The 21,570-nt window shown below is 57.3% G+C and carries 19 protein-coding genes and 1 pseudogene; 8 read left to right on the top strand and 12 right to left on the bottom strand.

The features are described from left to right. Positions 1 to 33: 33 nt before the first annotated feature. From NO876_RS10490 to NO876_RS10505, 4 genes are all read right to left on the bottom strand, one after another. On the bottom strand, positions 34 to 621 hold the full coding sequence (locus NO876_RS10490; protein ID WP_256421622.1) for a transglutaminase domain-containing protein: 588 nt from the start codon (positions 619 to 621) through the stop codon (positions 34 to 36). A 64-nt stretch (positions 622 to 685) separates the two neighbouring features. Next, the gene (locus NO876_RS10495; RefSeq protein ID WP_256421623.1) at positions 686 to 2,899 is read right to left on the bottom strand and encodes a hypothetical protein; all 2,214 of its coding nucleotides are present in this window, start codon (positions 2,897 to 2,899) and stop codon (positions 686 to 688) included. Continuing rightward, the gene (locus tag NO876_RS10500) at positions 2,892 to 3,110 is read right to left on the bottom strand and encodes a hypothetical protein (RefSeq protein WP_256421624.1); all 219 of its coding nucleotides are present in this window, start codon (positions 3,108 to 3,110) and stop codon (positions 2,892 to 2,894) included. Before NO876_RS10500 ends, NO876_RS10495 begins: the two co-directional genes overlap by 8 nt. A 1,482-nt stretch (positions 3,111 to 4,592) precedes the next feature. Then, positions 4,593 to 5,024 carry a hypothetical protein gene (locus NO876_RS10505; protein ID WP_256421625.1) on the bottom strand — a complete coding sequence of 144 codons (432 nt, stop codon included), beginning with the start codon at positions 5,022 to 5,024 and terminating at the stop codon, positions 4,593 to 4,595. A 276-nt stretch (positions 5,025 to 5,300) separates the two neighbouring features. On the opposite strand from NO876_RS10505, the gene NO876_RS10510 reads away from it, so the two are divergent. From NO876_RS10510 to NO876_RS10520, 3 genes are all read left to right on the top strand, one after another. Further along, positions 5,301 to 5,648, top strand: a complete 348-nt coding sequence (locus NO876_RS10510; protein ID WP_256421626.1) for a helix-turn-helix domain-containing protein — start codon at positions 5,301 to 5,303, stop codon at positions 5,646 to 5,648. A gap of 241 nt (positions 5,649 to 5,889) precedes the next feature. Further along, positions 5,890 to 6,546, top strand: a complete 657-nt coding sequence (locus NO876_RS10515; protein ID WP_256421627.1) for a winged helix-turn-helix domain-containing protein — start codon at positions 5,890 to 5,892, stop codon at positions 6,544 to 6,546. After that, positions 6,546 to 7,019, top strand: a complete 474-nt coding sequence (locus NO876_RS10520) for a toxin-antitoxin system TumE family protein (RefSeq protein ID WP_256421628.1) — start codon at positions 6,546 to 6,548, stop codon at positions 7,017 to 7,019. The genes NO876_RS10515 and NO876_RS10520 overlap by 1 nt, the downstream gene beginning before the upstream one ends. 248 nt (positions 7,020 to 7,267) lie before the next feature. Here NO876_RS10520 and NO876_RS10525 read toward each other — a convergent pair whose 3' ends face one another. From NO876_RS10525 to NO876_RS10535, 3 genes are all read right to left on the bottom strand, one after another. Continuing rightward, positions 7,268 to 7,510 (bottom strand): PRC-barrel domain-containing protein, encoded by a 243-nt coding sequence (locus NO876_RS10525; RefSeq protein WP_256421629.1) that lies wholly within the window; start codon positions 7,508 to 7,510, stop codon positions 7,268 to 7,270. Between the two features lie 1,818 nt (positions 7,511 to 9,328). Then, positions 9,329 to 10,621 carry an RNA-guided endonuclease InsQ/TnpB family protein gene (locus tag NO876_RS10530; protein ID WP_256421630.1) on the bottom strand — a complete coding sequence of 431 codons (1,293 nt, stop codon included), beginning with the start codon at positions 10,619 to 10,621 and terminating at the stop codon, positions 9,329 to 9,331. A 4-nt stretch (positions 10,622 to 10,625) separates the two neighbouring features. Continuing rightward, the gene (locus tag NO876_RS10535) at positions 10,626 to 10,772 is read right to left on the bottom strand and encodes a DUF2080 family transposase-associated protein (RefSeq protein ID WP_256421868.1); all 147 of its coding nucleotides are present in this window, start codon (positions 10,770 to 10,772) and stop codon (positions 10,626 to 10,628) included. 1,010 nt (positions 10,773 to 11,782) lie between these two features. Between NO876_RS10535 and NO876_RS10540 the strand changes: the two genes are divergently transcribed. Further along, positions 11,783 to 12,190 carry a DUF7344 domain-containing protein gene (locus NO876_RS10540; RefSeq protein WP_256421631.1) on the top strand — a complete coding sequence of 136 codons (408 nt, stop codon included), beginning with the start codon at positions 11,783 to 11,785 and terminating at the stop codon, positions 12,188 to 12,190. A gap of 38 nt (positions 12,191 to 12,228) precedes the next feature. On the opposite strand, the pseudogene NO876_RS10545 reads toward NO876_RS10540, so the two are convergent. Further along, positions 12,229 to 12,861: pseudogene (locus tag NO876_RS10545) on the bottom strand (IS6 family transposase). A gap of 66 nt (positions 12,862 to 12,927) precedes the next feature. Here NO876_RS10545 and NO876_RS10550 point away from each other — a divergent pair. Beyond that, on the top strand, positions 12,928 to 13,917 hold the full coding sequence (locus NO876_RS10550; protein WP_256421632.1) for a DUF4330 family protein: 990 nt from the start codon (positions 12,928 to 12,930) through the stop codon (positions 13,915 to 13,917). 759 nt (positions 13,918 to 14,676) lie between these two features. Here the strand turns inward: NO876_RS10550 and NO876_RS10555 are convergent. Continuing rightward, positions 14,677 to 14,931, bottom strand: a complete 255-nt coding sequence (locus NO876_RS10555; protein WP_256421633.1) for a hypothetical protein — start codon at positions 14,929 to 14,931, stop codon at positions 14,677 to 14,679. Between NO876_RS10555 and NO876_RS10560 the strand changes: the two genes are divergently transcribed. Then, positions 14,924 to 15,127: a type II toxin-antitoxin system HicB family antitoxin gene (locus NO876_RS10560; protein ID WP_256421634.1), complete on the top strand. Its 204-nt coding sequence runs from the start codon at positions 14,924 to 14,926 to the stop codon at positions 15,125 to 15,127. The two genes, NO876_RS10555 and NO876_RS10560, sit on opposite strands and share 8 nt — an antisense overlap. A 132-nt stretch (positions 15,128 to 15,259) precedes the next feature. Here NO876_RS10560 and NO876_RS10565 read toward each other — a convergent pair whose 3' ends face one another. Further along, the gene (locus NO876_RS10565; protein ID WP_256421635.1) at positions 15,260 to 16,072 is read right to left on the bottom strand and encodes an undecaprenyl-diphosphate phosphatase; all 813 of its coding nucleotides are present in this window, start codon (positions 16,070 to 16,072) and stop codon (positions 15,260 to 15,262) included. Between the two features lie 144 nt (positions 16,073 to 16,216). Between NO876_RS10565 and NO876_RS10570 the strand changes: the two genes are divergently transcribed. Both NO876_RS10570 and NO876_RS10575 read left to right on the top strand, forming a co-directional pair. Then, the gene (locus tag NO876_RS10570) at positions 16,217 to 16,852 is read left to right on the top strand and encodes an IS6 family transposase (RefSeq protein ID WP_256421636.1); all 636 of its coding nucleotides are present in this window, start codon (positions 16,217 to 16,219) and stop codon (positions 16,850 to 16,852) included. A gap of 143 nt (positions 16,853 to 16,995) precedes the next feature. Beyond that, the gene (locus NO876_RS10575; RefSeq protein WP_256421637.1) at positions 16,996 to 20,502 is read left to right on the top strand and encodes a BGTF surface domain-containing protein; all 3,507 of its coding nucleotides are present in this window, start codon (positions 16,996 to 16,998) and stop codon (positions 20,500 to 20,502) included. Between the two features lie 94 nt (positions 20,503 to 20,596). Here the strand turns inward: NO876_RS10575 and NO876_RS10580 are convergent, their stop codons facing one another. Then, positions 20,597 to 21,049, bottom strand: a complete 453-nt coding sequence (locus NO876_RS10580; RefSeq protein WP_256421638.1) for an HVO_A0114 family putative DNA-binding protein — start codon at positions 21,047 to 21,049, stop codon at positions 20,597 to 20,599. Positions 21,050 to 21,073: 24 nt separating this feature from the next. Beyond that, the gene (locus tag NO876_RS10585; protein WP_256421736.1) at positions 21,074 to 21,412 is read right to left on the bottom strand and encodes a toxin-antitoxin system TumE family protein; all 339 of its coding nucleotides are present in this window, start codon (positions 21,410 to 21,412) and stop codon (positions 21,074 to 21,076) included. Between the last annotated feature and the right edge of the window lie 158 nt (positions 21,413 to 21,570).

The following is a 21,570-nucleotide window of genomic DNA, read 5'->3' on the forward strand; positions in this document are numbered from 1 at the left end:
CGTCGACATAGCTTGATCATTGGGTCTGGGTAGTCAGTTCACCCGGATTGTGTGCGCATCGTAAAAATCGAATCCAGACGGCGTCTCGTCAATAAATCCAGCCTCGATTAACCCGCTTGGATCGCCCAGGTGCTGGCCAGTTGTTGTGTCTGCAGGTACCCAAGCGATCTCGTCTCCTCGTCGTAGAATCTGGGTCACCCAGACGAAGCGATCTACCTTACTATGATACCAGTCTGTAAGGGTTTCAGCCGTCTTTTCCCACTGAGAAGAGTGGCCACACCACGTTTCCGCAAACATATGCTCTTCTCTCTCCCGATTTCGACAGTACGTCAGTCGCACCGGTACATCCAATGCGCTGTATAGTGATGCCAGTAGAACTGCCTGGCAATCGCAGTCACCTTTCTCGGTCTCCAGTAGTTCAGCGGGATCAGAGACGTATAATTCACCTCCTGGGTCGGGTGAATACGTGATGTTCTCGTATACGTATTCGAATATTCCTCCAATCTGGTATGTGTTCGGACTCGGCCACTCATCCCACTCTGCTGCAAGCTCATCAGCAAGACGCTGCACCTCCAAATCGGAGTCATCTACTTTTGAAGCGAACCAATCTAAGGACTTCATCAGGTCGGCTCTCGTAGAGCGCGTTCAAAATATTGTCTCCGCGTTATTGACTACTACGGCTGAATCACTCGTTATCGTCGTTCGTGCCGTCCTCATCGATGAACCGCAGATCAGGCGACCAGATGCCGCGTGGCCACCGGAAGGCCCAATCTGCGAGGAATTTCACCGTGTTATTCTTCCGGCCGCTGAACGTATTCTCCCCAGCAAGCGCATTCGTTGCCGCCTGACAGGTGAAATCGTAATTGGGCTCTTTCCGATTAGTCTGGGGCCTGTAGTAGACCGATTTGAACACAGATACGAGCTCTTCTTTCGGAATCTCGAATTCGGCGTAGTCGGCACCCTCACGACCACCACGAAGTTCCTCCGTCGTGGGCGAAACGAGCTTTTGCTCTGCGAAGGCAGCCATTGCGCCGTTGTACCGTTGGGTCACGCCAACCGAATCAGGGGTGTTCCATCCGTTCGGATACTCCTCTTTCGTGAATTCGACTGGCGGCTCGTTCGTGTACGGCTCATATCGGATGGACGCCTCACCAAAGACACACAGATCTGGTGGCACAAACGGTTGGGTGATCGCCGGTCGCTCGTCACGGCTCGGAGAGTCGACACAGTCGGTGTCATACTCGAAGGTGGTTACTGACTCACTGGCGTGTCCACGTGCGATCTCTTCGCCGTCGACGAGACAGCGCAGTATCCCTTGCCACGTGAGCTCCCATTCGAGTTCCGAATCTTTCGGTCGCATCGGCGTGCTGCCATCCGGCAGGATAACCTTGTCCTGCCGGTATAGATACGCGCCGTCTGGAGTCCGTTCCTTCACGGCATCACGGAGGATCACGGCAATCCGTTCGGCTGTATCCTGACTATCACAGATGTAGACGACTCGTTCGTCATTATACATCGCACGCGCCGCATTCGTGAGGACTTTCGCCGGCTTTGTTTTCCCGTTGACCTCGATCTCGAAATACGTGAGTTGTCCATCTTTTTCAGCGATGATGTCGGGTGCAGAGCCGGTATCATCCCGATCGGTAGCGATGATCTGATAGCCGGCTGCTTCGAGTCGTTTGATTTGTTGGTTGACGAGCCGTTTGTGATCTGGCCCTCCCTGAGTGGCCGCCGGTGCATCGGACTCGAGTTCGGCGAGCAGTTCCTCACCGATCGGTTCATTTTCGATGAGTGTGGGCTCGTTTGCGAACGTACAGAACTCGAAGGGCGAGACTCTACACCGAGCCGGATACAGGCCGAGGAAGCCGGCGAGATCCGACTCGTTGACGGTGATCATCGAATAGAATGGCTGGGTGTAGAAGAGATTCCGTAGATTCGGGTTCGTGTCGTGATAGGCGTGAAAGAGATCGTCGTATTCGTTATGACCAGCGATGAGTTCGGTGAACTGCCGAACTGTCTGTTCGTCACGGGTCGTGACCGGATTCAGTCTGTACTCACCCGTTCGACTCCGTGAGACTGGAAGTTGGGGGTGGGTGGCCACGCCGTAATTCGAGGTGAAGCGTCGGCCGGTCGTGTCGTAATAGTGCGCCAGATCGACCCGCTCACCGTTGGCAATCGCCGTTTCGAGATCGTGTCGCGTCGCCGGGCCGAACTTGGGTGTGAACACGACGAGTCGCTGTGTGAGATAGAACTGGCCTTTTTTCTCCCCACGAGAGACGATCGATGCGAGGAGATACGGGATGTGATTGTTCGTGAGATCACACAGCAGTTGCTGTGTGGGTTTGAGCGTATCTGTGCCGTACCGAAGCGGAGCCATATCCGAGCTTTCACGAACAGCTAACCGACACGCCGTGTTCACTTCCCCGTGAAGCGGGCTGAGATTGACTGCGGCATCGGCCACTCGAAACACCGAGGGAAGCACGTCAGTCGTCACGTTCTTGAGACTCGTTCGGAGCGGACTATCCTCGAGGGATTTCACTCGTGCGTCCGCTGCGGCCCCCTCGATGTCGAATGCCTCGAGTGTTTCAGTCACCTCGTCACCGTCGGTGTCGCTATCAGGAGATAACCGCCCTTGATAGGGAACGAGAACGGTGTGTTGATCCATCTCGTTCCACGTCAACACCTCGATCCGCCCGATTTGATTTTGCTTCGAGAGTGTCTTGGTCGTGATATCCCGTAACCAATGTTCGTTTGTGGGCAGTTCATCGACACTGGCGTCTTCTTTTAGCTCGATTGAAACACCGTTGAGCCGTGGATGTGGCGTCCGGCGTTTCGGCCCAGTATGAAGCTGTCTGGTGGTCTGTGTGTTGGTCGTTCGTGTGAGAAACTGCTTATTCATTGGCTGTTGTTACTGCGAGGTGGTCTGCAAGCGATGCAACTGCACTCGTCGCGTCGGCCTCGAACGGACGCGATGGAACCGTTGGCCACCGCCAGTACCGCGAAAGTGTGGACAGCATCTCCGAGCCACCGAGGCGGCGGAGCTTCTGCTCTAAGACGTTCCGAGAGAGGATCGTCCCGCCGGGAAGGGACTGAAGCCAGGAGTGATACACCGCTGTGGCCGTCTCAAGCGAGATTCGTGGTGGATGTGGGTAGCCGCTGACGGTCGCCGTTGACTCAGTAGTGTAATGCCGGAGGAAATACTGCAGTCGGTCGGTGCTGTTTGTCGGCACTGCAGTGTCGGGCTGCTGGTCGGCGGGGGTCTCCCCAGCTGTGTCGGGAGTGCGTGCCAGTGCGGTACTACTCGAGGCACTCCCACAGACGTACTCGAGATGATCGCCGCGAGCGACCAGCATCGCTACCTGCGGGTGATAGAAGCGACGCGGGCCACATAGCGGACCCCGGATCGGCCGATATTCCCCGGCAAGCTCGTCTCGAGTTCGGTGGACTGGCGCATCGAGGTTGCCGCCGGAAAGCTGCCAGGCGCCCGCAGCCGGGGACCCCCACAAACAGCGGGCTGCAACCACGCCGTGGTCGGGCTGCCAGCGGATGATGGGCCTCCCATCGACTCGATACTCCGGCAGTGCTTGCGGTGAGGTCCACCACGACCCGGCTCCGAGACGTGCCGGAAAGAGGGCCACGGCCCCCTCGCGTGTGACCCACGTTGAGGCAGGATACAGTTGTGTCCAGACCCCATCAGTCTCACTTACGGGGGACATAAGCCACTCCCACATTCGCACAGCCAGCTTCCTGCTGTCGGTGATGATGGTGAGTCGGCCACTCGTCTGTTGGACCGTCTCGATAACCGCCGTGGGCGTTGCTCGATCAGCACTGAAGACGACGACTGGCTCTGTGTGGCCCTCCGGTGTCGTTCGGCGAGCCCGATGGGTGCCGACACGCTCGAGTCTGTCACCGTGTGCTGTCAGTGCCTGGGCCGCACGTGCCAGCAGTGGGTGAACGTTCTCAAGGACGGTGGAGTGACTCATTTGTCTGTCTCCCTCGTCGTCGTCCCAGTTGCTGATCGGTGCTGGGTCTGCGGTGACAGGTGGGGACACTCCCGTCCGGGGTGTCTCGCCCAGATGGCCTGCCCTGATCGATACGAAACCGGGTATCCCAACACTCGTGGGAGGTCCCTGCGAGATATCGTCAGTGTCGGTGCGTATTCGAGTGTCCGATACTGATTGCTGAGGGCTGTCGGCTCAGCTGCCGTCCCGAGCAACCAGGCGTACTCTTCGGGCCCACACGCTATCGTCCGTGCCGTATGAACCGCTGGTGACTCATATCGCCGCGGCAGCGGTCGAATCGCGTCTGTCGGTGACTGTGGGTCACGCCAGGGATGTGTTGTCAGTAGCTGACGCGTTGATGTGATCGCTGCCCAGTCGTAGGCCTCAGCCAGCAACGGGAGCTCACACGAACACGCACGAAGCTGCTCGCGTGGATACAGCACCTCGGTTTCGGGTGTGTACAGCCCGATCTGTTGGCTCACCCGATACGCACCGGCTGACAGCGGTGCGATCCGTGTCCGTGCCAGATGTGGGATACCCTGGCCAGAGAGCGCTTCGAGATACGGTCCCCACACAGGGGCAGGAGCGTTCTCATCGACCATTCGTATCGAGCCTCCCCGTATTTTCCTCCAGTATCCGCGTCGTGAGGACTGGCTGGTGACCAAGCGATGCCGTCTCGATGGATACTGTTTCGACACCGAATACGGGCGGTGTCTCCGCACAGATCGTGTCAGCGATCTCCGTACTCGCAACCGCATCAGGGTCGCTATCGGCTGCCGGTATCGCTCGGATGAGCAGCTCCTGGTGGGTGTCTCCTGGATACGACAGCAGTTCCACCTGCCCAATCGTCGTCAAGTCACACAGCGACCGCACGAACGGCACAAGCAGCCCATCGACTGGTGCGGCGACTCGAAGCGACGTCTCATCAACGCCAGGGGGAACCAACCGAACCCACGACCGATCTGTGAGTGCGGTGGTCGTTGGAACCGTACCGAGTCGGTCAGCATCACTACGTTCGATCATCGAGCCCTCGCTTGCGGTGGCTAGAACGTACTCTCAGGCCGTGTTGGGAGCTGTCAGACGCTTCGTCTGTGGACTTAGTCGCGTTCCAGTAGCGAGTCCTGGCCGAAGCGCTGGCACTGTCGCCCGGTATTGGTCGGTGTGTGTCTCTCATCGACACTCGACTATTACTCCACCATTATTTAGTTTTACTGGTCCATTTATTCTGTTGAGTGAGCTAATAGATTAGCCAAAACAAGCAGAACTTATTTCCATCGCATCCCAAGAAAGGAATAGCCAATGCGAATCATCGCTCAGTGGATGTCGAAATGGGATGGGCTCATCTTAGAGCACCTCTATGAGAAAGGGCCAAGTGCGCCAGCAGATATCGCTGCTCACGATCACGTCTACGTCGGCGCGGCGTATATCTCTCAGCGACTGACTGAAATGGCAGAGCACGGGTTAGTCGAACGTCCACGCCGTGGCACGTATACGATCACAAAAGCCGGGAAGTACTATCTCGCTGGGGGCTACGATCCGATCAACGATGAGTTCCTCCACGAAATCGATTCCGAGGAGGGCATTTACAACTACAAACGAATGGGAATCATTATGCGAGATCTCGCTGACAAATTCCGAAACGAATGATCGAGGCGTCGGCGACAACCACACCATCCAGATTTACCGACTTCAGCGAATTCAAAGTGGAGCGCCCGACCTCAAGGAACGGAGTCTGTGAGTAGGTCGGGAAGCGAACCGATATAGTACGATACAAACACCAGACGGTAGCCGGCTGACTCCCGCACCATTATGCCCATCAATATCATAACCCAAAACACAGATATGCGAGCCAGTAAAATATATGTGTGCCTGAGACATAGCGTAGTGTATGACCGACGAGCCACCATCTCCTGACGGGCCCGACGAGTTCCCCACCGAAGAGGAACTACCGGAGGAACCGGTAACCGTGGCTGATATTGACCCGTTCACTGTTGATGACGATGACTTTGCGGACATCGATGACTTCGCAGCCGCAGAGTGGAAACAAGAGACCACTGCGGACGAGCGAATTCGCACGGTGATAAACAGAACGACGATTCCGAAATCGGCGGGCGACATCGCAGATACAGCTCTCGTCTCAGAAACAAAAGCCAGAACCACGCTCAACAAACTTGCTGAAGAAGGTCTCGTTCGAAGTCATCAGACAGACTCTGGAAAGCTGTATGACCGAGACCCAGAGTGGCACCTTCTCAAACAGATCAGGCAACTCGCCGGTAGCAACACGCTTGTCGATCAAATCCAGCGAGTCAAACAGGAACTCGCAGCGTACAAAGCCAAATATGACGCACCCGATCCAGAGGAACTTCTGATTTCAGACACGGAACTCAGCCAAGATGAACTCGACGACGTCTCTCACTGGCGGACAGCAGAACGAGAACTCAGCCACCTCAGAGCGGCATACCGCCTCAACGAGGCAAAAAAGCAGGCATCCACGGTAACTGAATCGGGAGACAGACAGACGGATAATCAGGCCCCACTCCAGTAATGGGGATGGGGAACGGCTCTCCAATCGATTCGGAAGCGATTGATGAGAGCGTAGAGCAGATGCGCCACCAACTCGGCACCGGAGTTGTCAACGTCCGATTCCGGTATCAGAAAGGCCACCCGTACACACAGCGGGAAGGAAAAGATCTCAGAGCGGCACGGGTCACTGTCACTCCAGGAATCCACAAGCAGGGTGGGTATTTCGATATTCAGTGGTGGGAGAATGGAGACTACAAATACCACTATCGGGAGGACGGACTGGAATTCAGGTTCGGGCGCGAGGCGGCGAATGAAACCACCAATAAGCCAGTACACCATTTTCATCCGCCACGCAATCTCGACGCACATACGCAATCCTGCATCGGGATTGAACAACCACCGAAACTCGTTACAATTGCTGTACTGAAGACGTGGTGGACAGCAGTCGAGAACGGTGATAGGAACTTGGTGAACGCGCAGAATGACTTGCCGTAGTCTAGGAACGCCTACGCAGTCAGTCGGGTCCCCCAGTATGTCATTGGTCTATAGATGAACAAGGCGAGTGCCTCGGGACTTGCCCCCGAGGGTGAAGCCGACACTTAGCCACTCGTTCAGTCGGTGTTGTCGCCGTTTGAGTCGTTTCCGAGAACGGTTCCACTCGTACACGGGTTGCCCGGCGTGGCTACTGTTCTGGCGTGTTCGAGGCAGTCAAAGTCGGGTCCCGAACCGATAGAGTGATTTTGCTACTTCGGGGGTCGGACGAGCAGGTAGTCCTCTTTCGCTTCGATCCGATCGGCCGGGACGATGAGTTGGCCGTCGTCAATCTTGTGGTAGCCACTAGCTCCACCGTCGTGTGACCCCAAGCGGAGAGCGTGCAGATCTCCCGTCTTGGGATCCATCGTGATATTCTCCACTGTCCCGAGCTGCGTTCCTTCAGTCGTCATTACCTCATAGTCGGTGAGGGCTGCTGCCAAGATCGACCCCATAGGTGGAGAATCTGTCTCTCACACCTTAATGTACAAGATGACTGAAATGATGCCTTCAGTAATTGTCAGCCATTCCCCCGGCCCGGCGAAAACCGCCGGACGTACGGCGTTTTTTCTCCCTACAAAGGAATTACCCCACCGTACACTCCTGCCGCAGACGGTCCTGACCACCCGAGAGTGGGGCCACAACCCCCTCTCCGTCCTGCCTGCCACTTCCCCAAGTTACCTGAATTGAGGCCTCTTCCTCAACGAGCGACTGGCGGGAGCGAGTAGGGAGGAGATACAGCCGTCACTTGTTGTTCATTCTTCTCGACGGACGATTTCGTCTCTCGTTTTGAACACTGCCCGACTAGCACCCTGTTATCCCCTTGTTAGAACCCCCTAACTAGAATACACCCATACAAACAATAATCGCCATACTGCGATCGGTTATCGGGCTTAATTGCGACTGATAATAACAATAACAACGATCATCCAAGGGTCGTATCAATGAACATCGGCCAGCGGCCGATCACCCGCCAGCAAAGCAGTAAAACATATCCAATAAGTGGCAAATACACCGACCACAACGGGGAACCGCTTCCCCAAAGAACACCTACCGGTCCACAACGCTTGGAGGACGTTGTCACCATCGGCTGCTCGGAAGAGACAACTGAATCGCCCACCCAACACAGGTTCGAGCACTTATAACAGAGAGCAGCAAGCGGGGACGGTTTCCCCACGACTATCAAGAAGCGAAAGCCACCCAACGACGATGCTCATCTAGAACTGTTGAGAGTGATGAACACCCACGAGTGAATACTGAACCAGACAGAGACACACATCGGTTACCCAACTCTCCCACCAAGAGCGCCCCCAAAGCACACCTCGGCTGACCACTCCACGAAAGGGGAGGATCGACACACAGCCACACTCGATACACCAAGGAAACCCTCGAGACTGCCAAGGGAAACTCTCAGCACAGCAGCAATCTAGTTCCACTCATCCTGACGGAACTTCCCCAAACGCTCGGGGGTGTCTCACCGGAGATGACGGGGATGGATCCGTCGACACACGAAGATGCCCATCGAAAAAAGAACTGCTCAGCAAAGACTCCAACCAGAAGATTGCTCTCGTCGTCGACGAGAGCACCTCACCCACCACGAAGCCAAGTCCATCGTTCCCAAGAGCATCTGTCTCGTTAGTTCGGAGGGACTAGGAAACGGATTGCAGTACTGTTGGAAGTCTCGAGTGACTGTGTTTCCTCTCAACTGGAGCAGCATCTACCACCATCGGCGGTCGAGTCGCTTCCTGGGATCGACACACGCAGTCAAAACCGCCTCTTGCTTGGCCGGTGGCCTGCCACCACTTTCATTTTGTGATCCCTCTTTCGGGTGGACTCTGGCCGTGATCTCACAAGTCGCTGGCTCTGGCTTTTTTGTCTGTTGTTCTTATTATCAGTCGGAGAATCAAGGGCGTAATCGCCCCCCGTCACGGGGGAATTTCCAGTATTCGTTGCCAGTAGATTACACCCGTTACTGAAGGGTCTAACGAACGGGCCTAACGACTCTGAGTTTGCCATTGGCTCACTGTTGGGAGTACTGGATAGCAACTGTGTCCCCAGAGACTACTTCATCACATTTCGAGATTGGACCCCACGATCCAGTGGTCTGTTCCCAACCGGTCCCTACGGAAGATCTCGAATCTTGCGCCCCGTTGACGTCAGTTTGGATCCGAATTCCCACCGTGGACTACAACAATATGTGTGGCGATTGCCATCCGAAATCCGGTGTCCGGCCCTCGGTGTGAGTCAAGCGAGATCACCGGGTGAGCGGTGAACTACCCCACCCTACCGCTCGGGCTGACGCCCTCGCGCTTGAGGGTGGGGCTTCCTGTTTCCACGACGCGCTTTGCAGATACAGGCGTATCCGCAGGGAGCGCAGTCTCCACAGGCGTTAACGAATCGCTGCGCGATTCGTTCGCACACCAGAAATCTTCGATTTCTGGGGACGTTGATTCGGAGTATCCCACTCCTACGTCTTCAAGACCGCGAGAAAGGATGTTCCACGCCGCGTTCGCGTCCCTGTCCGCCTCGAACCCACACGAGGGACAGGAGTGTTCACGCACCCACAGCGGCTTCTCCGTTGAGACACCGCACGCCGCACACTCCTTGGTCGTCCCACTCGGGTCAACCGCGACCAAGAGCGTTCCTTCGCGCTCGCACTTGTATTTGAGCATCCGAAGGAATGTCCCCCACGCCGCTCCCGCCCGGTTACGAGAGTTGCCCGGCAGTTCGACCAAGCCCTTCGCATCCAAGTCTTCAACGGCCACCAAATCGTACTCGCGGGCGTAGTGGTTCGAGAGCTTGTGGAGGAAGTCTCGCCGCTTCCGCTTCAGGTCAGCGTGACGCTCGGCCACGACTTGGCGTTGTTTTTCCCAATTCGCAGAGCCGTGTTCCTTCCGCGAGAGGTCGCGTTGTGCGCGTTCGAGTCGCTCACGTTCCTCGCTGAAGTCGGGACTCTCAATGGTGTACCCATCGGTGTCGTGGGCGTACTTGAGAATCCCCACGTCGATACCGACGACCCTCTCGGGGTTCTCTGGTTTTTCGGGCGTGTCTTCGTCCACGTCGATGCCGAACGTGGCATACCACTCCCCTGTCGGTTCCTGCTTGACCGTGACCTGTTTGATGGTCGCGTTCTCGGGAATCTCTCGGTGGAGGTGAATCGGTATCTCACCGATTTTGCTCAACCACAACACGGGCCGACCACTCGTATTCTTGAGTTTGAAGCCGGACTGGTTGTAGGTGAGTGACCGATACTCCCGAGGAGGCTTCCACTTGAGCATTCCTACGGCGCGTCCGGTCTCTTTCTGTGCTTTGAGCGTGGAGAGGTTGTCGTAGACGCGCTTGACGACCATCTGGAGGACTTTCGAGTGAACACCTCTGAGGTCATCCCACCACGTTTTGAGGTCGGGAAGCCGTCCCTGCACCTCGTAGCGGGCGGGGATGTCGTCTGCCTCGTTGAGCAGGTAGAGGACGTGGTTGTACAGTTGCCTACAAGTATCGACGTGGTGCAGAAGCGTCTCAGTGATGTCTTCTGGCGTGTTGAGTCGATACTTGTAGTTGTATTGCATAGACCTATTCGTTTGAGTCGGGTTCGGAGACTCGCACGACTTTTACGTCGGCTCCGCGCCAGCGTTTGGGAACGATGACGTGGGCACTGTTCCCCGACGGTTTTGCGGTTCCGTCGAGGACTTCTTCGCCTTCGATTTCAAACCTATCCATCACCGATGTATAGACTATGGATAGACATAAAGGTAGCGGTGGGCCTGTGAGTCGAGCGGTGAACGTGTTTGAGAACCGTGCGGCGCTGTATCCCCTCCCTACTGCGCTACTCGGTCGCTTCGCTCCCTGCGTTGCTCCTTGAGGAAGGGGACTTAGCGCCTAATTTCAGCTAACGATCCTCATCAGGATCGAAGTATCGCTCTCCTCGTGGTGTGGCCCCCTCGTCGCCAAAGCGGTCTTCGGCTTCCTCCCGTGTGAGTCGGGGGCCCGTATACGGCCGCTCTGTGAATTGATTCCAGTAGTTGCGTGAGTCCAGTGGAAGTTGTCGATGCCATTTTCGATATGGTGGCGTATCCGATCGGTGAATGTGGATATGACAACTCTGACAGACAGGAATCACGTTTTCGATGCGATTATCCGAATCATCCCCGTTCACGTGATGCGTCGAGAGTCCCTGGCGGCGGTCATAGCCATCCGATGGCGAGCGACCGCAGAGCAGACACGTGTTGCCGTATTCGTCGATGACTTTCTATCGGAAGCTTCGATCGGTCATCAATCGAATGAGGGACGCTGTAGAATTATTTGCACTTTCTGCAAGCTAGCGCTGTCCAGCGGTTCTTCGCAGATGTGTGGACAGAGCTCGGTGCGGACTGGTTTGTATCCCCCGATGGAGGTGAGGGCTGGGTGAATGCTCAGCCTGCCAGCTATGAATTCCCCACGAGACACATCCACGTTCGTCGTGGATCTCGAACAGTTGTATCGCCTTTTTGATCATCACAACAGTCACTGTGATACCCACGAAAGCACCGGAGCAGCACAACCATTCAGTCTGGAGCTTCGTTTCACGCTCCAGCGAGGCCCACGTCGTCGGTATCGGTTCGAGCCACGATATACGGGGCCTGGCTGGTGGCGCTTCGAGGACAAATGGACGGGCTGTCAGTGGCGGCCCGTCGGCCGCGAAGTGCTCGAGAATATCGAACTCCGAGTGACGAGACGAGAGGCCAGTTCCGATGAGTGAAGAGCCATACGACGGACCCGGTAGCCCAGAGGATCTCCCGCTGTACCGCGAAAACGACATCTTCCATCTACTCAGCCAGCATCGCAAGCGTGCGGTCATCCTCACACTCGCGATGGCTCCCTGGAGTCGGGTGCACCTCCAACAACTCGCCGAAGTGGTGAGTCTGCTGGAAGCGGACGGCGAACGTAGTACAGTCCCGACGCGGCAGGTGACAAACACCCGGACGAACCTCAAACGATCACATCTATCCGCACTCATCGAGGCTGGCATCGTCAAGTGGGCGCCCGATGAATCGGATGTCCTCGTTCCTGGGCCGGGATTCAGTAGTGCGGTCCAGACGCTCCGCGCTGGTGGGTATGCACTCGCTCAGTCGCCACCTGATCTGTCTGAAGGTAACTGAACGCTCCGCTGGAGTTCGGCGTCTTCGGGGGGCATTGTTCAGATTAGCTGATTGAGGCAGACGGCGAATGCTTGGAGCCACGCTTCTGCAGTGTTCGGATCAGCGTGTCTGAAGTGATTTGCAAACGCCTCAGTTTGGCGTTTCAGCTCTTTAAACACGCGTTCGACGGCATTCCGATTCCCGTGGATGATCTGTTGGAATCGGAGCGAGTGGCGATGGCAGGCCGCCTGCAGCCAGGGGGCGTCATCGAACAGGAAGATTGCGTCGTCGAGGAGATGTTTCTCGCGGAGTTCCGTGAGTAACTCTCAGTCAGCGCTTGAGTTCTGGTCGGGAAGAGTCGTACCTGCAGCAGGTGGTTCCTATCGGGGTCGACCGCCGCAAACAGCCAGTAGCGCTGGTTATTCACTCGATTGCGGTCTCATTAATCGTCACGTAATTCGGATTGTAACCCTCAGTTGGCTGTAGATCGGCTTTCTGAACCAGTTGGGAACGGTGGAGCGACACCGTTCGACACCCAGGCCAGCGAGGATTGAGGCGGTATCCGCCAGCGACAATCCCACTAAATGCAGTTATTTACCGAGCCTCATCGCCGGCTTGGGTGTCGCTTCTCGCTCCACAAACTCTAACTCCGGAAAGTCGCTACATTCGATGAGGCGGCTAGTTTCTGGCATAGGCACCAACGAACTACGACTGCCTCACTCTTCGATGTTATCTGAACAGTGCCTGCTGCGTTTGTGATGCAGCCAGAGCCAGACCCAGCCGAGCCGGATCGCACCACTCGAAACGTCACGCTTGATCTTGGGACACAACCGGAGTACATCCTTGCCCAGATGAATGAGGGCGATACCTACGCTGCGTCCCAAGAAACAAACCTCACGATCACGGATCTTTACGTCACGCCGCGGGATGGTGACCCCCGTGTCTTCGTTCGTGTACAACTTTCGGGACCGGAGACAGCGGAGACCCTGTCGTATCAGGACGCACCCCCACGATTAGGGCGGAATTTGGATATTGTCACTGAGCAATATCAGGTGTCGGGGACGATCCGAGCTGTCGGCGGCACAACGACACTACAGACATCACAAACGGAAGTTGTCGTTGAAAGATCGATTCCGACAGCCGACGTCGAAGCACTTGCGGTCGGCGATGAACTGCGAGTCGCCGGCCGGACTGTCGGCACCGTCGAGTCAGTGACCGCCTATGGGACAGACAACCCGGATCAGACACGCGTGCTGGTCGGCCTTTCGCTCTCGACACTCGAACTGGCGGGTGAGCGACCACAGTTCGGTGGACAAGCGCTCCACACGGGAGCGATACTCCCGATTCGGACGACAACATCGCAGTTCCAGGGACAGGTCTCGGCTGTTGGGAGGACAGAACCGCCGGGCACGCCCACAACAACGGTGACCCTCCAGCTGCGGGATGTGCCGCCGGACCTCGCCAGCAGTATCCGCCCGGGAATGACTGAGACACCAACTGATGAGACAGTAGCCCGAATTACTGCAGTCGAGCGAAGCGCGTCGACTGTGGTACTCACAAGCCAGGATGGGCAGATCTACGAACGAGAGCACCCAGTCAATCAGGAGCTGCTGCTAACAGCGGAGCTTCGGGTCCGAGACACGGCCACTGGAACAACGTTCAAAGGGCACACACTCCAGCAGGGCAGTACTGTCGTCTTGGATCTAGGAAGTACCACAATCGAGGCGACTGTCGTCGGGCGTTCGTGATGACTCAGCCTTCCGAACCGGACACCGAACCGACGCCACTCAACTCGTGGCGTCAGCGCATACTCCACGGGTCGGTACTCGTCAGTCTCGTTAGGGGGGCTTCAGCGGGCCGTCTTGGAAACACACTCCGAACAGCCGAAGACACGCTCAGAAGAGTCGTCACGAATTCGTTCGCGTACCGGTGGCTCACCAAAGAGCCGGATCCAGAGGACATCGTCATCGATCTGCGAGAGACGTGGACTGTCGGCCCGTTCATCAGAGTGCTGGATCGACTCCTTGAGGGGGTACAGCCATACTGGCAAGCCTCGACTCTCAAACAGGTGCTTGATCGAGTCGGAGGGGTCGGTTCGCGTGTCGCTGACACACGGCTTGGACAGCTACTTGTGAGCCTACTTGAACCACCAGAGCCGCCTGCAGAACGGTCTGACTCACCTCAATGCGGAGGTAAAGACGAAGATACCAAGAATCAGGCTGCGAATACGGACGAACCGAAGCAGCAATAGGTCACTATCTTACTCGAGGATCAGTACTCAACGACTGGAGTCGTGGGCATCTACCTTGACTTCTATGACAAGAGTGCTATGATCTTTCGCTGGATCTCGACGACTTCCTCACCGTCTTCGAGCGTGTCGACGACGCTATCTTGGAGTTCTTCAGGGATCTGGACTCCGTGAGTGACAATGTGGCACTGACCCCGGGAGTAGCGCACTACAACATCGTCGAAGTCTGCGGCGCCTCTGAGAAGAGTAGAAGGTGCTTCTACGCACCTTCTCCCGCCGAATATCCAATCTCGCTGACGCTGGCTTGTTGGGTCTGGTCGATGAAGGCCAACGCCTCTATCAGATACGCCGAAAGGGGGTCGAGTATCTCGCTGGAAACCTGGAGGCCTCGGACCTCGAACTCAACGACTGACGGAGGGAGTTCCTCGCGGGCGACGTCGACGCGGACGACCTGCCGGAACCATAGCGACAGAACGCTTATCCCGAACTGCCTGCTATCGTGAGGTATGAGCACGGGCCGGGAGATTCGCCTGATCGAGGAAGACAAAGGAGGCTGGTCAGCGATCGACGAAGAGTTGAACGTTGCCAGCCAGGGCGAGACACGCGAGGAGGCGCTCGCGAACCTCGATGAGGCGGTCGAACTGACGGAGGATGCCCGCGAGGCCGACACGGACGCGCCGGAGCCGAATGCTCCTTGGTTCGAGGGATGAACGGCCCACCGCGAGACTTCTCCGGTCGGGCGATCGTCAGCGTCCTGACCTTCTTCAACTACCGCAAGGACCGCCAGCACGGAAGCCACTCGATCCTGAAGTACACGCACCCCGACACGGGCAATAATGAGCTTAAAGAACCAGTACGCCACCGACGACCGCAAGCGTACCGAGGCCAAGACAGACGCCCCAGAATGGGACCCGTTCGACAACTCGCATCAGCGCATCGATCGTGAGATAGCCGACGACGGCAGCACTACCCAGTGCGATAGCGCCACCGGCCAGTGTCAAGTCTGTCAACCCAGTATCGAGCGCCGCCAGTAGTCCCCCACCGAGTGCCGCAGGAATCGACAATAAAAATGACAGACGGAACGATGTCGGGCCATCGTGCCCACGCAACAACAACACACCCGTCGTAGTTCCTGATCGAGAGATCCCCGGCAAAATCGCAAGTCCTTGCGCAACGCCGACGAGCAGTGCGTCAATGAGACCGGGAGGCTGCTGTAGCGTCCGGTCAGTTTCCGTCGAAAGTCGTTGGAACAGTCCCGTAACCACCAGTAGGACGCCGATACTAATGACCACCATACCACCAGTCAACGCCGAAACGACCGCCTCAAGGACAGTATACGAGGCGAGACCGACACCCCCGGAGACGAGTGTTGCCACACCAAGAAACGTTGTTCGCGCGTACGCGCCTGTCGTTGCGCGGCGCGGCCGCCACGTTTGGAGGGTTCGGAGTTCCGTCCGGATTTCACTTCGATAATAGACTGTTGCAGATAACGCCGTCCCCAGATGAAGAAACAGTGCAAACGCCACCGCCTGCGATGGACTTTCACCGAGCCAGGAGAGTGCAATCGTGAGGTTTCCTTCACTTGAGATTGGCAGCCACTCGAAGATCCCCTGTAGCGCACCGAGAATCAGAGCGAGTACCAGTGACCGGTCCATAGCGGATATCGCTACCGTAGTCGCAAGTGGGTTCCGATTAATAATTTCCTAACCGTTTTGCGACGCTATCCGTTGGGTACACTGTTTCGAGGGCCGTGTTTAGTTACGGATGAAGAGTGAGGCGGGAGAATTTCTTGCTGGTCTATGCCAGAAATCGCCCGCCTCACCGGATGTACAGACTGGATTGATTTGGAGTTTGTGGAGCGGCAGCGGACACCCGAGCGTGCGATGAAGCTCGGTATTCAACTGCAGTTAGTGGGGCTGTCGCTGTCGAATACCGTCTCGATTCTCGACGAGTTGGGTGTCGAGCGCTCTCGTAAGGCAATCCACGACTGGGTGCAGAAGGCCGCTCTACAGCCCACAGATGGGCGAAGCCCGAATCACGTTGCGCTCGACGAAACCGTGATTCGAATCAATGACCAGCAATTCTGGCTGTACGCCGCCGCCGATCCCGAGACAAACCATCTGCTGCATCTGCGGCTATTTTCCACAACAACGACCGCATCAACTGAGATTTTTCTGCGAGAACTTCGCCAAAAACACGATATCGAATCTGCTGTGTTTCTAGTCGATGGTGCTCAACACCTCCAAACTGTGCTGGCCAGAGCTGGCCTCCGATTTCAAACTACACGAAATGGAAATCGGAACGCCATCGAACGAATCTTTCGAGAACTCAAGCGCAGAACTTCCTCGTTCTCAAACTGTTTCAGCCACGATGAGCCGCAAACCGCCGAAAATTGGCTCCAAGCATTTGCCGCCTGGTTCAATGCTCCAAACTAAACAGTACCCCTAAGACAGACACAAGGTATTCGTAAGCACAGCGAGAATACAAAGTAACTTCCGGGGATTTGCACCCGACTCCCCCGGAAAACCAAACTGACCTGGTCCCCAGACAAGAACAGCGACCGTTACACCACCCAAATATGACTGGAAACCCTTCACACAGGAAGCGAGCCGTATTCCTCACGGCCCTGATGGTCTTCAGCGTCTTCGCTGGGACTGTCGCGTTCACGGGCTCGACGAGTGCAGCCGCCACAAGCCTTGATCTTGGAAGCGGCGACGGAACTCCCCGAACCGTCGATCAGGGCACGACGCTCGACGGCATACAAGTAAATGACGACGACGCCGACAACTCCACGATGTACGTCTTCATCGACGAGGACGACGATGGCGAATACGATAGTGGGGAGGCGCTCGCAACTAACACGTCCGCCTACAACGGAACCGGGACGGATACCGACATCGAAATTGATCCGCTCGAAACGGATGGAATCGCTCCTGGAACGTACACTGTCTACGCGGTCGAGACCGACTCGCTCAATGACGGCGACAGCAATTTCAACACCAGCGTCAATCTGACGCTCGAACCGGTCTCCGGTGCAGCGAACCTGGATCTCGGTAGCGGCGACGGAGACACACACACAGTTACTCCCGGAACATCGCTTGAAAATGTTCAGGTCGATGACGACAACGCCGGTAGTTCCGCGATGCACGTCTTCATCGACGAGAACGGAAACGGGAACTACGACATCGGTGAGCCGAACGCAACCAACACGTCCGGCTACAGCGGAAACGACACCAACATCGACATCGGGACGCTCGAAACTAACGGACTCGATATCGACACGTACGACGTCTACGCTGTCGAAAATGAGTCGTTGAACGACGGCGACGGCGGTTTCGATACTAGTACCCAGTTGGCGATCGAAGTAGAATCCGGCGCGGCGAACTTAGACCTCGGAAGCGGCAACGAGAACGATCACACCATCGATCGTGGAATGAATCTCAACAATGTAGAGATCGACGACACTACCCCCGGAAACTCCACGCTATACGTCTTCGTTGACGAAAACGACAACAGCGAATACGACTCAGGAGAACTGTACGCGACCAACGAGTCCGCCTACAATGAAAATGCAGAGGACGTCGCCATCGACACCCTCCAAACGGGTGACCTTGATGTCGGTTCATACGATGTCTACGCTGTCGAGGCCGATTCACTGAATGAGGGCGACAGCGACTTCGACACTAGCGTCGAGTTGACAGTACAGAGCACAGTGGATCCCTCCAACTACGACGAGGAAATGTCCTCAGGCTCGACTTTCTGGGCCGGACAGGAACTCTTGATCACCAGTGGCAGCGAACTGGACCCGAATACGGCACTGCAACTTCGCAATTGGGACTCTGGTGACAACCAGATCGGCGGGCTCGAAGAGGAGTTCTCCCTCGACGGCTCTGGTACTGCCATCTTTGACACCGACGGCCTTGACGGCGAGTACGTAATCGTCTTGGCGAGCAACAACAACGAGCTCGTGCAGTTCGCCGGCAATAACGGCCAAGTGACAGGGACGACCACTGACGCGGAAAACGACGGCGACAGAGCAGCGTTCGAGGTGGCTGAGCAAAACCTTGACGTTAGCTTCGGTGATGATGAGGTCAGAGAGCAGGGTACGACCACTGTCGAGTTCGACTCGAACCGCGGCTCCTATGCGGTCAACGTCAGCGCTGACGGCCTTGACGCCGAGGAACTTGCGACGATCTTCGGCGACGGCGAGGACCAGAACGGTGAACTCGAAATCGAGACGGTCGACGACGACGAGGACCGCATCACACTCGCCACGCTGAGCGACGGCGAGTACGACGTCGGCTTCACCGGCATCGATACCGGCGAGTACGAATTCGAGTTCGAGGTGGACGACACCTCCGCCTCCGACAGCGCCACCATCGAGGTCACCGAACTCGACGTCGACGGCTCGTTCGACGAGAGTTCCTACGTCCACACCGCCGGTGACGTCGTCGAGATGACGGTCGAACTCGAAGACACCGACGATGCGTTCGTCCAGTTCGGCGACGAGGACGCCGGCTTCATCGATGTCCTCTACATCGAGGACGACGACGATGACGACGAGGTGACCTTCCAGGTCAATACCCGCGCACTCGGCGCGAACGCGCAGTCTGAGTCGGTCTACCACAGCGAGGATGACATCGTCGAGAGCGAGCTCCACGGCGGCATCTCCTCTGCCGACAGGGATCCCGTCTACGTGGACGAGGACGGCGACGAACTCAGTGCGGGCAGTGCAGACGATGGTTCCTTCGCCGCATACCTCGACGAACTGGGGCTGATCAACGCCGACAGCGAAGACCCCAACGAGCAGCTCGTCCGGCCGCTGCAGCCCACCGACTACGACGTCTCCGTTGGCGGCAACAACAGGTTCGTCGTCAACGACGACGGCCAATCCGAGCTCAGCGACGAACTCGACCTGACTGTGGTGGATCTGACTGAGCCGACCCTGGGCGACGTCCAGACGTTCGTCGCGCCGGCCGATAACGCCGACGAGAACGAAGAAATCGACGAACTGCGCGACGTCCTCACCGAGCGCGAGGAGATCGCTCTCGAAGACCGGCTGATCATCCGTGCGGAAGCCAGCGGGATCTACGGTCATATGGTGATGATCGAGGAGTCAGAGGAGGGCAGCGGCTTCGACGCGCTACAGGAGGGCTTCAGCGCGGGCACGCTCGCCACGCTTGACGAGCGGGATGGCGAGGGTGTGAACATCGAAATCGAGGCCGAGGACGCCGTCGCCAACCAGGAGGCCACGTCGCTGAACCTCGATAGCGACAGTGTCAGTGAGAACGAAATCTTCGTGCTCGCCGACAACGCGGAGGGCGAACTGTTCATCGTCGTCGATACGGATTCGTCCGACGCGTTCACCAACGACGTCGACGAGGAGACCGACTTCACCGCGGACTTCGAGTATGAAACCGACGAGGACGAGCGCTACGAGTTCACCGACGGCAAGGGGCCGCTGGGCGGTGCCGGCGGCGATCCGGACGTCCCCGCGTTCCCGTACTTCCAGACGGAGGAGAGCCAGTCTTCGAGCGCCGAGTTCACGCTCGTCGAGCGCGAGGTCGCCTTCGCCAACCAGAACGACGACGGCGTCGTCGAGGTCGCCATCGGTGGTGTCACCGACGCGGGCGAGGGGACGATCTACGGCGAGACGAACGTCGCGCCCGGGTCGGACGCGAGCGTCCGCATCCGCTCGGACAGCGGCGTCTCGCCCTCGTTCGCCGGGACGGCCGACGTGGAGATCGGCGGCGACGGCGAGTTCGAGGTAACGTTCGATTTCGACGAGGAGAACCTTGAGGACACCGGCACGGTGGCGCTCCGCGTCGGTGGCAGCACGGTCGGATCGAACGAGATGATCGTCGTCGACCAGCTTACGCCGACGCCGACGGAGACGACCACGACGGAGGAACCGACCGAAACCACGACAGCAGAACCAACCGAAACCACGACTGAGACGCCGCCGCCGACCACCACGGTCGGGACGCCGATCCCCACGTCGACGACCACACCCGGATTCGGCGTCGCGGCCGCGCTGATCGCGCTCGTCGCTGCGGCGCTACTGGCGGTTCGCCGTGAGAGCTAGCGCTCTCACGAGCCCTCGCCTCCGGCGAGGACGCCGCGAAATCTGATGCTTTCGCGAGCCTCCCGCTTTGCGGGAGACACTACACGAACTACCATTAGTAGAGTTCATCGGCTGCCGTGTCGCCAGTCTCCGAATCGAACGGGAGGTTGATGACGAGTTCGTCGAACCAGACGACGGGACGCTTACTCTGACCGTCTTCCTCGAAGAAGATGATTCCCAACTGAGCGAGCCGGCTGAGCTCCTCGTGGACGTTCTTGACGTCCCGGTCGACAACCCGTGCGGTCTCGTTGATGCTGGATGGCTCTTCCCGGCAGATGGCTTCGATGAGATCGAGGACGCGCGGCGTCAGTGTTCCCATAAGATCGTCGTAGCTGGTAAAGGAGAGTGTCGGCATAGAATCCACCGTTCCGTCGCGTTCGAGTGCCGCGATGCCGTCGGCGACGTCGTCGTGGAACTCACTGGACGATTTCACAGTCACGACGAGGGTAGACTCGGCTCGAAGCTGTTCGCGCTCCATCGGGTGCAGCGGCGGCGTAGTATCGTTCATCGGTATCACCGTGGTGTGTTGGCCTCACTGGACCTCGAATTCGGATTTCGGGATCTCGCTCCAGAATCGCTCCCAGAGTTCGACGATCCCGGGAAACGTGATGATGTCTGGGTCGGAATCCGGTGCGACGTGCAGTTCGTGCCCCTTAGTATCCTCGTGCGAATTATCGAATCGACGAATCGTCCCATCGGCAAGCGTGCGAGGCGGGTCCGGTTCCGTCGTGCCGTAGTGGAGTTTGTAGGCCCACCCAGACGGGTACGCGTCGCGGTCTATTCGCATACAGAACACGCGGACGACAGTCCCATCAGGGTAGTTCCTTCCCTCATTCACGCCATCGAGGTCGTCGTCGGTCGGCGAGGCTATCCTCACCTATTGGTATACAGGCCAATACAATAGAGTCATTGGTCGAGAAAACAATAGCAGACTTCGCATTCCCAATGCCTGCGCTTTTGCTCACCAGGCTATCGAACTCGACCCACTCTCATCCGGACAGTATCCGCGCCGAGACGAAACTTCTTATG

Origin of the sequence: Halobellus rarus, from assembly GCF_024494595.1 — an archaeon.
Taxonomy (GTDB): Archaea; Halobacteriota; Halobacteria; order Halobacteriales; family Haloferacaceae; genus Haloquadratum; species Haloquadratum rarum.